The organism is Aeromonas sp. 600886 (assembly GCF_049174935.1).
In the GTDB taxonomy this organism is placed as follows: domain Bacteria; phylum Pseudomonadota; class Gammaproteobacteria; order Enterobacterales; family Aeromonadaceae; genus Aeromonas; species Aeromonas veronii_A.
On sequence record NZ_JAAKUB010000001.1, the window covers coordinates 167127 to 180476 of the forward strand.

At 57.6% G+C, this 13350-nt stretch carries 11 protein-coding genes; 7 read left to right on the forward strand and 4 right to left on the reverse strand.

Annotated features, from left to right (window positions below; translation table 11 throughout):
• The 4 genes from G5179_RS00785 (at position 1) to G5179_RS00800 (ending at position 5372) form a co-directional block, all read left to right on the forward strand.
• Positions 1-2106 carry an SLBB domain-containing protein gene (locus tag G5179_RS00785; RefSeq protein WP_005360128.1) on the forward strand — a complete coding sequence of 702 codons (2106 nt, stop codon included), beginning with the start codon at positions 1-3 and terminating at the stop codon, positions 2104-2106.
• 1 nt (position 2107) lies between these two features.
• Complete coding sequence (locus G5179_RS00790) at positions 2108-2776, forward strand: tyrosine-protein kinase family protein (protein ID WP_005360129.1); 669 nt, start codon at positions 2108-2110, stop codon at positions 2774-2776.
• 23 nt (positions 2777-2799) lie between these two features.
• A complete protein-coding gene (locus tag G5179_RS00795) occupies positions 2800-4290 on the forward strand; it encodes a SpoIIE family protein phosphatase (RefSeq protein ID WP_421257669.1) in 1491 nt (496 codons plus the stop codon).
• Between the two features lie 80 nt (positions 4291-4370).
• Positions 4371-5372: a glycosyltransferase family 4 protein gene (locus tag G5179_RS00800; protein ID WP_421257670.1), complete on the forward strand. Its 1002-nt coding sequence runs from the start codon at positions 4371-4373 to the stop codon at positions 5370-5372.
• 291 nt (positions 5373-5663) lie between these two features.
• On the opposite strand, the gene G5179_RS00805 is transcribed toward G5179_RS00800, so the two are convergent.
• The 3 genes from G5179_RS00805 to G5179_RS00815 are packed head-to-tail and all read right to left on the reverse strand — an operon-like array spanning position 5664 to position 8648.
• Complete coding sequence (locus G5179_RS00805) at positions 5664-6299, reverse strand: sugar transferase (protein WP_005333398.1); 636 nt, start codon at positions 6297-6299, stop codon at positions 5664-5666.
• A complete protein-coding gene (locus tag G5179_RS00810) occupies positions 6296-7489 on the reverse strand; it encodes a glycosyltransferase family 2 protein (RefSeq protein ID WP_075114781.1) in 1194 nt (397 codons plus the stop codon). Before G5179_RS00810 ends, G5179_RS00805 begins: the two co-directional genes overlap by 4 nt.
• A gap of 31 nt (positions 7490-7520) precedes the next feature.
• A complete protein-coding gene (locus tag G5179_RS00815; RefSeq protein ID WP_421257671.1) occupies positions 7521-8648 on the reverse strand; it encodes a glycosyltransferase in 1128 nt (375 codons plus the stop codon).
• A gap of 157 nt (positions 8649-8805) precedes the next feature.
• Here G5179_RS00815 and G5179_RS00820 point away from each other — a divergent pair, with 157 nt between their 5' ends.
• From G5179_RS00820 to G5179_RS00830, 3 genes are all read left to right on the forward strand, one after another.
• Positions 8806-10221 carry a GumC family protein gene (locus tag G5179_RS00820; RefSeq protein WP_021230256.1) on the forward strand — a complete coding sequence of 472 codons (1416 nt, stop codon included), beginning with the start codon at positions 8806-8808 and terminating at the stop codon, positions 10219-10221.
• Between the two features lie 362 nt (positions 10222-10583).
• Positions 10584-11309 carry a hypothetical protein gene (locus tag G5179_RS00825; protein ID WP_421254762.1) on the forward strand — a complete coding sequence of 242 codons (726 nt, stop codon included), beginning with the start codon at positions 10584-10586 and terminating at the stop codon, positions 11307-11309.
• 239 nt (positions 11310-11548) lie between these two features.
• Positions 11549-12073 carry a hypothetical protein gene (locus tag G5179_RS00830; RefSeq protein ID WP_421257672.1) on the forward strand — a complete coding sequence of 175 codons (525 nt, stop codon included), beginning with the start codon at positions 11549-11551 and terminating at the stop codon, positions 12071-12073.
• Positions 12074-12373: 300 nt separating this feature from the next.
• Here G5179_RS00830 and G5179_RS00835 read toward each other — a convergent pair whose 3' ends face one another.
• Positions 12374-13219, reverse strand: a complete 846-nt coding sequence (locus G5179_RS00835; protein ID WP_139433629.1) for a DUF1194 domain-containing protein — start codon at positions 13217-13219, stop codon at positions 12374-12376.
• Positions 13220-13350 lie beyond the last annotated feature (131 nt).

Sequence of the window (13350 nt, forward strand, 5' to 3'; positions counted from 1 at the left end):
ATGAAACGGGGCGCTCTCGAAGGATTGATCTGTGTTCTCTTGCTGTTGTTCACCTGCCCGTTACTGGCCTCCACCTTGTTGGCTCCCGGTGATCGGTTGGCCATAGTGCAACCCGGTGAGCCTGCTTTTGATCAGCCTTTCCAGATCAACAAGCAGGGGGAGATTGCACTGCCTGAAGTTGGCAACGTCGTGGTGGGGGGGAAGACCCTGCAACAGGCGGATGAGCTGATCCGCACCGCCCTCAAACCTGTTTACAACAACCTCTCTCAATTGACCGTCACCTTGCTGGAGAAGCGGCTGCTGATCAGCGTGATGGGCTATGTCAAAAAACCCGGCAGTTATGATCTGGCGCCCGATGGCAACGTGCAGATGGCCCTCGATGCCGCTGGCGGTCTGGTGCCCGGTGCCCAGCTCAACAACATGCAGGTGCGGCGCGGCAGCACGGTATCTAGCTTCGACTACAAGCGTTATCTCGATACCGGCGATGCCAGCGTGTTGCCGCCATTGCAATCCCTCGATGTGGTGTTCGTGCCAGCATCCCCTTTGATCGGCAACGTGCAGATTGATTTTGATGCGGCAACCCTGGCGGCAGGCGGGGATGGGGATACCGGCAAGGCGATCAAGGTGTTTGGCGAGGTCAACAGCCCCGGCGCCTTCAGTTTCAAGAGTGGCAACTCCATCGTGGATCTGCTGATGCGAGCCGGTGGGGTGACCCGTTTTGCCGGGGTGGAGCGGATCCGGGTGATCAATGGTGATGCCCCCGAACTGTTCGATCTCAAAGCCTATCTCGACTCCGGCAACAACAAGCTGCTGCCCAATCTGGCGCCGGGCGCCACCATCTTCGTGCCCAAGGATGAAGAGCAGATAAAACGGGGGGCACGCACCATCTACATCATGGGCGAGGTGTTCAAACCCGGCGCCTATGAGGGGCGGGAAGGGGACTCCTTCCTCGATATTCTGGCCAATGCCGGCGGCCCGACCCGCTATGCCGAGAGTCGCCAGATCCGTTTGCTGCGCACCGATGGCACGATCGAACCCATCGACTTGCAGGCCTATACCGAAGGGATGCAAAAGGCGTTGCCCCAAGTCAAACCCGGTGACGCCATCTTTGTGCCGGAAAAGACCGATATCAACGAGAAGTCCTGGTTGAAGGTAGCGCCAGGGCGGGCTGTGATGGTGATGGGGGCGGTGCGGATCCCGGGTCGTTATGAATGGTCTGACGAGATGTCGCTGCTGGATCTGATCGCCCACGCCGGTGGCCCCAACGAGCGGGCCGATATCGCCAAGGTGCAGATCCTGACCGCTGAAGGGGGGCAGGCCACGCCGACCCTGTTTGATCTCGACAAGTTCCTCCATCAGGGGGGGGCGCTCGCCAGCCTGCCGAAGATCCGGGCCGGATTCACCATCATGATCCCCGAGCTGCCCACCGATCCCAGTGACAACAAGTCCCAGTGGGTGCGCCAGTCACCGGACAGTTCCATCTATATCTTCGGTCAGGTCGGGGCCCCCGGTCGCTATGCCTTCAATGAGCAGATGGGCTTTATCGACATCCTGTCGGCCGCCGATGGTCCGACTGCGGCGGCGGATCTGCGCAATGTGCGCATCGCCCATCGCAGTGGCAGCACGGCACGGGTCAGCAAGCTCGATCTTGCCCTCTACTTTGAAACCGGCGATGAAACCTTGCTGCCCAAGGTGCTGCCCGGCGACTCCATCTACCTGCCGGAGAAGAATCGTCCCTGGCTCGATGAGCCCAAGGAGAACACCATTCGGGTGTTGGGGGCGATTGCCCGCCCTGGGCGCTACCGCTTTGACTCCTCCATGACCCTGCTGGATCTGCTGGCCGAGGCGGGGGGCCCGACCAGCAGCGCCTATATCAAGAAGATTGTGGTGATCAACATGGCCACCAGTGGTCAGGGGGATCAGGCCCGCAGCTTCGATCTCGACGGCTTTGCCAAAGAGCCCGACTTTAGCCAGTTGCCGGTGCTGCGTGCAGGGGACACCGTCTTTATCCCTGACAGCAAAAGCAGCAACTGGGCCATCTTCATGGATGGCATGCGCGACATCCTGACCACGATCTCGGTGGTGGCCCTGGTCGGGACGCTTTGATATGAGCATCCCCATTCAATATCTGGAGCTCGAATCCCTCTACGCGGCGACGGTCGCCCGGGGGATCCGCTCTCTGGCGGTCACCTCGTCGGAAGGGGGGGAGGGGGTGAGCTCCATCTGCGATGCGCTGGCAAGGCGCTCGGAGGCGGATGGGCTGCGCACCCTGCTGGTGGATCTCAACCTCTATCATCCCGGCCGCGCCACGGCGGTTGCCTGGGGGCCCAATGATGTGCCCGAGCCGGTGGCCACTGGTCGGTCGTTGTCGCTGCTCCCGGCTCCGGGCAAGGATCTGATGGCTTTTCGTAACAAGGATACCTTGCGTCAGCTGCTGGTTCGCTGGCTGGAGCATTACGACGTGGTGATCTTCGATACCTCACCGCTCACTGCCCTCAATCGGGGTAATATTCCGGCCGATCAGGTGTGTGGGGCCTGTGAAGGGGCACTGCTGGTGGTGCTGGCGGGAGTGACGCCGACGACGGTGGTACAAAGTGCGGTGGATAAACTGACCCGTGCCGAGGCCAATCTGATTGGCGCTGTCTATAACGACAAACTCAACCCGGGGCTGGCCAGCGAGATCCTGCGCGAACTCAACCGGCTGCCCAGTAACCGGGTGACCGAATGGCTCAAGCGCTGGTGCCGGCGCAGTGCCTTGCTCAATTTCCGGATCTGATCGCCCGCTGATGGAGGCCCGATATGGATGACTGGTTGCGATCTGCTCCGGCAACCCTGCAGTCGGTGCGCGAACTGCGCAACCGGCTGGCGCAGGGACTCTCCCTGTTTCAGGTCTCCCCAAAGGATCAAGCCAACTGGCTGCTCTGTTTCAGTGAGCTGGCCACCAATAGTGTCAAGCACACAGCTCCTCCCGCGACCAGGCTCTGGCTCACGCTGAAAGAGGATGAAACGGGTTTGAGTCTGATACTGGAGGATGATGGCGGTCCGCAACCCGGTCTTGCCAGTGCGCCGTTACCCGATGAGTTGCAGGAGGGGGGATACGGACTGGCGCTGGTGCACCAGCTGTTTGCCGAGGTGCACTTCTCTCGCGACGGTGAGCGCAATCGCGTGACTCTTTGCCAGCAGGGCCCGGTCAACCAGCTGCCGGTGCTCGCGGTGATCGACGATGACAAGGTGATGCGTGCCCTGCTCACCGCCTATCTCCATGAGCACTACCGGGTTGAAAGTTATGCCGACTCCCATGCCGCCCTGCTGGCGCTTGGAAAGCACCCCCCCGCGCTGGTGCTCTCCGATATCGAGATGGAGGGGATCGATGGCTTTGGCCTGCGCCAGCAGTTGATGAAGGATCCCAATATGAAGGGGGTGCCCTTTATCTTCCTGACCGGTCATCAGGATCAGTGGACCCAGAGTCGGGCGGGGGCACTGGGGATCGATGACTTTCTGGTCAAACCCATCACCAAGCAGGACCTGTTGCTGGCGGTTTCGCGGGTGCTGCAACGCTCGCAGCAGCTCAAGTCGCAATGGGGCGAGCAGCTGGATCAGCGCATGACCTCGGCGCTGCGCCCGTTATTGCCCGCCACCTCCATAGGGGGATACCAGCTGGCGTTGCAAACCCGTGCGGCCACCGTGGGGGGCGGGGACTTTCTGCTGGTCAAGGATCGGGTGCTGTGGCTCGGGGATGTGATGGGCCACGATGCAGAAGCCAAGTTTTTTGCCCATGCCTATGCCGGTTATCTGCGCGGTTTGCTGACGGCACACGATCTGGAGCGCGCCCCCGCCCGTTTGCTGACCATCTTGTCCAATGCGGTTCACAGTGATCCGCTCCTCGGGGCTACCCTGCTCACCACCCTCTGCATTGAGCTCGGCAACGAGGGGCGGGTGCAGTGGGCCAGCGCGGGCCACCCTGCGCCCTGGCTGGTTGGGCCCGGCACCATCCGTCAGGTCGGCGTGACCGGCCCCTTGCCCGGTTTGCGCCCGGATCCTCACTTCGTGACCAATGAGCGTCAGCTCAAGCCCGGCGAGATCCTGCTGTTCTGGACCGACGGCCTGCTCGATAGCCGTGATGCCGCAGAGCGCCAGTGCTGGGAGTCGCAGCTCAAGGAGATCTGCCTGACCTCGGGGCCCGGTCTTGAGCAACTGGCTCATCGCATTGCCCGCTGGTTTGATGAGCGCATCAATGATGCCGCCCTCGATGACATGACCCTCCTGCTGGTCGCCTGTCCCGGCGCCTGATCCAGCCCCTCTTTGCCTGACTGGCCCGCTCTATGCAGCGCCTCATTTCAGGTGGCATGGAGCCACGGAAGGAGGTGCCTATGTTACCCATGCAGCAGGTCTGGCTGGCCATCGATGCGCGTCAGGTCGGTGGAATAGAAGTTCACATTATCCACTTGGCCAACGATCTGCTGGCCAGGGGATTTCGCCCCACCATAGTGCTGGTGAGCAACCACGGTATGACCCCCTTTACGACTCTGCTCAAACAACAGGGCTTGCCCTACGAGGTGTGCCAAAACAGCCGCGATTTTATGCGCCGTCTGGCCCGCCAGCCTGCTTCTGTGCTGATCCATACCCACGGCTACAAGGCCGGGGTGCTGGGGCGGCTGACGGCCTGGTTCACCGGTAAATCGGTGGTTTCGACCTTTCACAGTGGGGATGACGGGGAGGGGTTGCTGAAGTTTTACAGCTGGCTGGATCGCACCACAGCGCGTTTTGCGAAGTGTATTGCAGTAAGCGAGCCCATCGCTCGCAAATTGCCTGTGCCAAGCACGGTGATCAGCAACTTTGTCCCCATGCCTGCGACGCCGGCTACGGTAACTGGCAACCGGATTGCCTTTGTCGGCCGCCTCTCGCCGGAAAAGGGGCCGGAGGCGTTCTGCCAGCTGGCCGCCTTCTGCCCGGATGGGGCGTTTCATCTCTACGGGGATGGCCCCATGAAAAGCGCTTTGTTGCAGCAGTATGGTGATCGCGTCCAGCTTCATGGTTTCCAGAACATGGCCAATGAGTGGCACAACATCGACCTGCTCTGCATCACCTCCCGCTTTGAAGGGTTGCCGCTGGTGGCCCTGGAGGCGATGGCTCACGGCATACCGGTCTGTACCTTTGCGGTGGGGGGGCTGGTCAATCTGATCGACCACAAATCCAATGGCTGGCTGGTAGAGCCCGGCCATGTGCGGGATATGGCGGAGCTGGTCAACTACTGGCTGCGCAGCGATGGGGTGGTGCGCAGCAAAATGAGTCAGGCGGCCCGCAACACCATAGCCCGCGGGTACAGCGTGAGCAACAGAGTGACCGATATTCTGGCTGTCTACGGCGCCTGAATCCCCAAGGGGAAACCCGCCAAAAACGAGTGGCCGCTGGCTACTCGTTTTTTATGTGCCGGTGTTAGGGGTTGCAGGGGGCGGATTGCTTCTGTGATCACGCAACGCTCGGGTTTCTGCAGTGGGTCAAGCGGACATCCGGCCTGTGGATGGGGCCAGATGATGGCGATCAGGTCGCTGACTTCTCGGTGATCAACGTTGATTTGCCACAAGGATGCGCCATAAAAAAGGCCATTGCAGTGACAATGGCCTGATGGGCGTTGAGATGTGGTTGAGGTTGGTGCGGCGGGATTAGCGCCCCTTCTTGCCAACCATGATGGCAATCGTCTTGCCGATGATATGCACATCCTGCACCAGCCAGCGCCAAGGGTGGAGCAGGGCGACCGAGTAGGCCAGATCGAACGCCAGCTTGCTGCGCACATCATCCAGCGACTCGTCATAGCCCTGATTGACCTGTGCCAGACCGGTAATGCCGGGGGCCACTTCATAGGTGCGTTCGATAAAGTAAGGCACCGCATCTTCCAGCCGGTTGGCGATCCCGGGCCGCTCCGGGCGGGGGCCGATCAGCGACATCTCCCCCTTGAGCACATTGATAAACTGCGGCAGCTCATCGAGCCGGGTTTTGCGCAGAAAGTCGCCGCTGCGGGTGATCCGGCTGTCCCCCTTGCCACACCAGACCGGCCCGGTGGCCGCCTCGGCGTCGGCGCGCATGGTGCGAAACTTGATCATGAAAAAGAGCTCGGTATGGGTGGCGTGGCTGCGCCCGATCCGCAACTGACGAAAGAACACAGGCCCCGGGCTATCGAGCCGGATGGCCAGCATGATTAGCGGCCACAGTGGCAGCGTCAGCAGCAGGCCAAGAGTGGCACCGAGCAGATCCATGCTGCGTTTGACCACCAGGGTCAATCTTGGAATGGGGTGTGTCATACGGCTTTCTCCTGTGACATGAAACGTATGGGGGCGCGCAGGCAGTAGCGCAGGGTGCCCATGCCGTTGTACCAGTGTCCGAGTACCAGATAGTGGATCTTGCGAAACAGATTGGGCCAGGGGTGCACAGGGGTCAGCTGGATCAGGATGACCAGCAGATACCCCAGCAGTTGCAGCCCCAGCAGCAACTGAAACAGCAGGGATTGGGTGGCAAGCGGGATGGCGCAGAGCCACAGCAGGGTCAGGCAGAGCGGCATCAACACACGCAGCCCCTTGCCACTGGCAAAGTTGAAGGCAACCCAGCCGAACTTGGGGTGTAGCAGGGGCAGCAACCGCAGCAGCTGCTGGGTGTTGCCAGCGCCGATCCGCTTGCGCCGTGTCGCCTCCAGCGCGGCATCGGAAACTTCCAGCTCCAGTGCGGCACAGCGATTGTCATAGACAGCCCGATACCCCTTGGCGATGGCCTGCATCGGCAAGATGAAATCGTCGTTGATGGTATCGGCAGCCAGCGGGGTGAGGCACTCCCGGCGCATCATGTAAAAGGCCCCGTGGGCCCCCAGCATGCCGCCAAGGGCCGATTCGCAGAGCTTGATCTGGCTTTGATAGTGCCAGTAACTCTCCTCGCCCTGGGAGCCCGGTTGCCAGAACCGGTATGCTTCCCCGACCACCCCTACCTTGGGATCGGCAAAATGGGCGACCGCCAGCAGCAGGCTGTCGATGGGCAGCAGGGCCGAGACATCGGTGAGGGCTACCAGATCGCTGTGCACCCGGGTCATGGCCTCGTTGAGCACGGCGACCTTGCCGCGATTGCGGGGGTGATCAAACAGCCTGATCTGCAACTGCTGCAGGGCGGGATCACCGAGCTGGCTCAGCGCAATGGGGTAACTGTTGTCGCTGCAGCCGTCGAAATGCACATGCACCCACAGCTTGTCGGCGGGGTAATCGAGGCTGGCGAGGTTTTGCAGCTTGGCCGCGATGGTCGCCGCCTCGTTGTAGACCGGCATCAGCAAAGTGATGGTCGGCAGCGCCTCATCGGCGGCGTCTGTTTTGAACCCTCGATCCAGAGGGCGGGGCGGATTGGCTACCTTGCGCGCCTGCCGACCACCGAATTTGAGCAGCAGGGGATAGCCGACATGGTGGTAGACCACCAGTACAGCGCACAGCCAGAACACGATCATGATCCATTCCATGGGATGCTCCTCTGGTCATCGGGTCGCTTGATCAGCGGCTGTAAAGCTGCTGATAGGCCTGAGCCATCCGGCTCAAGCTGCTTTGCTGGCACACAAACTCTCGGGTGACGGCACGCAGGCCATGGCACTGCAGCAACCCTTGTGCCAGAAGCTGGGCAAGGCGGCCGGGATCCCGCTCCGACAGGATATGGCCGCTGGCCTGGCAGACGATCTCTCTGGCCGCCCCCACGTCGCTCATCACCACCGGTACCCCGCACGCCTGTGCTTCCAGCACGCAAAGCGGCATCCCCTCCGCCAGCGAGGGGAGGCAGAAGAGATCCAGCCCCTGATAGAAGCGCGGCATGTTTTCGACCAGCCCCAGAAAATGGACCCGATGGGCGACCCCGAGCTGCTGACACTGTTGTTGCAACGCATTTTGCAAACTGCCGATCCCAGCCAACGCAAGATGCACCTCCTCCGGCAGGGTGCGGATCGCCTCCAGCAGCAAGGTATGTCCCTTGACCGACTCAAGGCGGGCGGCGCAGCCAATCAACTTGACCCCTTGCGGCAATCCCATCTCCTGACGGGCGAGGGCGGCGGCGCCCGGGGCAAAACGCTGCTCATCGATGCCGTTGGGGATCACGGTTGGCGACAGCTGGCCCAGCTTGGCCAGCAGCTGGTTGGCCACCGGCGTGGCATCGGCCACCAGAATGGGTTTGAAGGCGCGCAGCCCCCACAGGGCCAGCGTGCGTTGATGGGGATCATCGAGATACCAGGCATCGTGCTCTGTGTGTACCAGGGTGGGCACCCGGGCCAGCCGACTGGCCAGACCGCCATAGAGCATGGGCCCCAGATGGTGGGTATGTACCGCGACGGGCTTGAGTTGGCGCAGCAGCCGGGTGAGCCGCCAGAGGGTTGCCAGCGACCAGCCCGCGGGCTTTTCCAGGCAGTGAATATTGCCTGCGAAGGGATGCAGGGCGGGCCATGCACTTAGTACATCCCCTTTGCGCCCTTCGAGGGAGATGATATGCACCGGTTGCTCGGCAGGGCTCGCCTGAGTGAGGTTGAGCACCATGGTCTCCAGCCCGCCGGGCTGCAGGTGCTGCACGACCTGTACGACAGGCTGGGCGCTGGAGTTCCTGCGGGGATGGGGTCTGTGCGACGGGGTTGATGACAACATGGTTCGCGCTCCGGCAAGGGAAGGGGTAACACCCCGGATAGCGGGAGAATGCGAATCTTGTACCACTCTTGCGGTCTGCCCACAGAGGCGATCAGCTCCTCTGGTGGCACTGCCCTTGCATTGTGCGGGGGGAGGGCTTTTCTCAGGGAGTGATGCCATGCCTGTCCAGTTCTATTACAACCTCTACATCATTCTCTTTGCCGCCTGGCGCCGTCGTTATCTGCTGGTGATCCCGGTACTGGTGATGCCGCTGGTGGGCGTGACGGTCGGCCTGCTCACCCCCAAGGAGTATGAGAGCCGCACCACCTTTATGGTGCCGCAAGATGCCAACCAGACCCCGACCCTCAAGGATCTGATTACTCAGGAGAGTCTCAAGGATCGCTTTGCGGTGCTCGAAGCCCTGCTGCGCAGCCGTTATGTGCTGGATGGCGTGGCGCGGGATCGCGGTCTGGTCAATGACGAGACCCCGCCAGCCCAGCGCGATGCCATTATGGACTGGCTCTCGAGTGCCGTATCTTTGCGCCTGATCGGCGATGAGGTGATCGAGATAAAGGTAAAAGCGGATTCGGCGGCCAACAGCGCCGGTTTGCTCGAAGCCATTTCACGGCGCTTTTTCTTCAACCTGCTCAGCAAGGGGCGCCAGTCGGCGGAATCATCCGAACGTTTCCTGCAAAGCCAGCTCGACAGCCGCCGCAGCGAACTGCAAGCGGCCGAGCAGCTGCTCGCCGATTTTAAACGGGAGCATGCCAGCGCCTTGCCTCAGCAGCAGAGTACCAACGTCGCCCGTCTCTATGGTTTGCAGGAGCGCTATGCCGAGAGCCTGATCACCCTGCAGCAGGCCAAGGCTCGGGTCGATCAGCTATCGCTGGGGCAGGAGAGCCAGCTTGCCCGCCAACTGGATGAGAAGCTGCAACTGATGCGCACCGAGCTGGTGTTGCTGCGGGCCCGCTACAGCGACGAGCACAGCAAGGTGCAGAGTCTGCGCTATCAGATTGACCAGTTGCAGCAGGAGTTCGAGCAGCTCAAATCCCAGCCGGATATGGCCCGCGGACCCGAGTGGCAGCTGGCCCAGACGCAGCTGACGGAGGCGGAGCAAAACGCCGCCGGCCTGAAGAGCCAGCTCGATGGGCTGGACAAGGTGGTCGACTCCCAGGGAGATACCGAGCGCCAGCTCGCCGAGCTGGAGCGGGATCTGGCGGTCAAACGCACTCTCTATCAGGATTTGCTGCTGCGCTATGAGAAAGCCAAGGTAACCGGCGATCTGGGCAATTTCGAGCAGGGAGAGCGGATCAAGGTGATCGACAAACCCTTTGCCCCCAGCAAACCGAGCAACTACCCGCTCTGGCTGTTTCTGCTGGCGGGCATTGTTGGCGGGTTGGGGCTCGGCTGCGGTCTGGCGCTGGTGGCCGAACTGGCGGATGCCAGCCTGCGCCGCTCCGATCAACTGGCCGCCCTGGTCAAGGCGCCGGTGCTAAGCCGCATTCCCTACTGCGAGCCGGTGCCGGACTATCCATCCAATAGTGATCATGCGCTGGATGGGCAGGTGTTGCCCTTGTCACCGGAGCCGGGTTGATAGCCGTAAAACTGGCTACCAGCCGGAATCTGGATATTTCTGAAAAGGCCTTGTGATAAGGCCTTTTTTATATCGTGCAGATGGCTGAAATGACTTTCAGTTATTCACATTATTTTGATTGAGAAAGTAGAGGAGGCCAGTGCTTCTATTTACTGTGGTTTTATACAGTGATAAGATTGGAGTCAGACAAGAGGTGTGATGATTTCTCAAAAAACGAATTTAGATTGTTAGTTGATTGACTTTAAATATATTTCATTTTGTATGGCTGGGGGCTTATATAGAAGGTGATTATAAATGATAACCCTGACTTTAAGTTAATAACTTTTAAATGCCATTGTAATATATATAAGGTCATGAGAGATATGATGAAAAAAATGTGGTATGCCTGTGCCTGCGTAACATTTCTGGTGCTCACATTATATTTTGTACAATTTGTGATCTATGACATCCCAATGTTTTCTAACAAACAAGGTGATTGGGGCAGTTTTGGTTCATATGCAAGTGGAACTCTGGGTCCTTTATTTGCATTTCTGGCTTATATTGGTATTCGTGAGCAAATATCGCAACAACGCGATGTAATTAATAAGCAACAAAAGCAAAAAGCTTTGGATGACCATCTCAATCGTACAAAGGAAACATTTGAAAAAATATATATTCATTCATGTTCAAGTATCGTTCCCTTGGAACGCTATTGTAATATTTCCTTGGCAAACCTCACAAAATTTGAATTATCTAGAAAGCTAAGTGATATTGATACGCTGACCATTATAAATGACATAATTGATGCTGGTCGTTTATTACATGGTGCTGAGTTTGTTTATAAAAACTACCTCCATCTTATTGAGCAATCAGTTGAGCATCTTGATATAGAATGTCCGTTAAATGAGCATAAATGGGTAGCTACAACGACTTGGCGTGGCTTTCAAAAGAATGCGATGTTTATAAATTTTTTAGCGCAAAAAGCGCTCCGAGAAGTTGTTAATCCAAATCAAGACATGTTTAGTTATGAACAAAAAGAACTTCTCATATATATAAGTGCATGTGAACAGTGGGAAAAATGTTGGAAAAGGTTAGGATTAGGTTTTTAGCTCGTAGGTTCGATTAGCCGGTAGGTGTAATCGGACGCTTGCGTTGATACTTCCGGCTAATGTGGCATACGTTCAGACCGCTGACCTTGGCTGTTTTTTCGAGGTTAGCTTCGGGATGGTGTAGGAGTACCAAGATGGAAAAGTGTTGGCTTGTTGAAGATGCATATCTTAGGAAGGCCACGAACGTTCGATAGCGCTTCGCTAATCGAATCTACGGCTCTAATTTAGCAGAGGAAGTGATGGAAGAAGCATATTATTTAGCTCAAGCGATATTGATTTCATTAGGCGGAGGAGCTGCTATTGTTCTAGGCGCATCCAGTTTTCTTGGTAAAGTTTGGGCACAACGAATTTTACAACAAGAACAGTCTAGAATGGCTTTGGAGATCGAAGAGTATAAAAACAAACTCAGTGAGTTAACTGTAAACAAACAGATTAATTATTATCAAAAGCTAGAACTTTATAAGTCAGTCTCTGCACCATTATTGGACTTGATTGCAAACATAACTCATCAGGGAAAAATAACTCCTGAATACATTAAAAGCTTCGATAAACAGAGGCTTCACATGACAGCACAACTAGCATTGTTTTCATCCTCTGATGTGTTCGATATGTTTATGAAGCTTATAGATTATGTTTATGACTCCATCGAGGCGGATGCTTTTGATTTCCATGTTTTTCGCGTTGAGATGCTTATATTCCTAAGTGCAGTTCGCAAAGATATTGGAATTTATTCCGACGAAGTGAAATACAAAGGGAATAGATAAGCTACTTTAGGATCTAAAAACGGTTGTCAATGTATGGCTGTTCTAACCTCATTGAACTCCGATAGTTGTGTTGGGGTTTTGTTGTAACTCGTAGCAGGTATCTTAACCAGATGTAGAACGCAACCAGATCACAAAAATAATGCTGATCAGCAAAGTCGGGTGGAAAAAGCATTGGTAGAGTGAAGCTTTATTTTCATCTGGCATTCAAACCAGAAGTTGTGCAGCCCCTGCCGAAAGCCATGTTTACGGCAAAAAATCAGGGAGCCATAGCTCCCTAATCGCGACACACGGGATGATTAGCTAGCCGATAGCTGGCGTTTGTTGCCAGTTAGCTTGCTGCAGGCGTCCCTGATTACGGCGTTGATAGCGCCAGGCCAGCAGTAGCGGCATACCGAGCAGCAGCTGGGCGGCCAGCGGGATCTCCTCTATGGGGGCGGCCAGTGCCCCTTCCGGAATAATACCCCCCTCAATTTCGGCCGCCAGTTTGAGCTCCAGCGCATTGCCAAAGTCGGCGAAGGTGGTGGCATTGATGACAAATGCATCCTGACCTCCCGCCACGTTCTCCACATACCACTCTTGCAGCACCCCATCGGCATAGTCCTGACCTATGGTGATGCCGTTGATGGTATCGATGCCGGAGGCGAGCAGTTGATCCCGCACGGTAGAGGTATCCAGCCCGTTGTTCTGGATCCCGTCACCCGACACATCCATCACCTGGCGGGCGGCGGTGAAGTTGTTGGTATCAAACTGCTGGGCACCAAAGGCCATCGCCGAACCGGGGGCCGTCATCCCCGCATAGGGGCGGACCAGGGCATCCAGGGTGGCGGCGAAGTTGTTGATGGAGGTCATGTCGTAGAGGTGGAACCAGTCGGTCATCAGACTTTGCTGGTTGCTGCTGCTCCACATGATCATCTGTACGGCGATGGACCCGAGTTTGCCACCACTGGTGTCGAGGATGGCGCTTTGTACATCCTGACTGTAAAAGGCGTCCACATACCCCTGTAATTGCAGATTGAATTCCGATGAACTGACGCTGCCCGACACATCCATCAGCAGTTGCAGTTCGGTATCGACTTCGGTCAAGGCGTATGCGGGGGAGGTTACCAACAACATCCCCAGCAGCCCTGCCAACGGTTTGAGTTTCATTGCTCACTCCTTCTCCCTGGCGCTAGTGCCAGCAGGGGGAATGAATAAAGCGTGCCAGCTTTGGCGAATCCTCTGACTTGGCTTGATCCGGGTGAGGCTGGGCAGGCATGGAACTTGCGAGAACTTGCGTC

Excerpts from the sequence above, each read along its gene's own strand:
- G5179_RS00805 (WP_005333398.1), bottom strand. The coding sequence starts at position 6,299 with ATGACACACCCCATTCCAAGATTGACCCTGGTGGTCAAACGCAGCATG.
- G5179_RS00835 (WP_139433629.1), bottom strand. The coding sequence starts at position 13,219 with ATGAAACTCAAACCGTTGGCAGGGCTGCTGGGGATGTTGTTGGTAACC.
- G5179_RS00785 (WP_005360128.1), top strand. The coding sequence starts at position 1 with ATGAAACGGGGCGCTCTCGAAGGATTGATCTGTGTTCTCTTGCTGTTG.
- G5179_RS00815 (WP_421257671.1), bottom strand. The coding sequence starts at position 8,648 with ATGTTGTCATCAACCCCGTCGCACAGACCCCATCCCCGCAGGAACTCC.
- G5179_RS00800 (WP_421257670.1), top strand. The coding sequence starts at position 4,371 with ATGTTACCCATGCAGCAGGTCTGGCTGGCCATCGATGCGCGTCAGGTC.
- G5179_RS00825 (WP_421254762.1), top strand. The coding sequence starts at position 10,584 with ATGATGAAAAAAATGTGGTATGCCTGTGCCTGCGTAACATTTCTGGTG.
- G5179_RS00790 (WP_005360129.1), top strand. The coding sequence starts at position 2,108 with ATGAGCATCCCCATTCAATATCTGGAGCTCGAATCCCTCTACGCGGCG.
- G5179_RS00820 (WP_021230256.1), top strand. The coding sequence starts at position 8,806 with ATGCCTGTCCAGTTCTATTACAACCTCTACATCATTCTCTTTGCCGCC.
- G5179_RS00795 (WP_421257669.1), top strand. The coding sequence starts at position 2,800 with ATGGATGACTGGTTGCGATCTGCTCCGGCAACCCTGCAGTCGGTGCGC.
- G5179_RS00830 (WP_421257672.1), top strand. The coding sequence starts at position 11,549 with ATGGAAGAAGCATATTATTTAGCTCAAGCGATATTGATTTCATTAGGC.
- G5179_RS00810 (WP_075114781.1), bottom strand. The coding sequence starts at position 7,489 with ATGGAATGGATCATGATCGTGTTCTGGCTGTGCGCTGTACTGGTGGTC.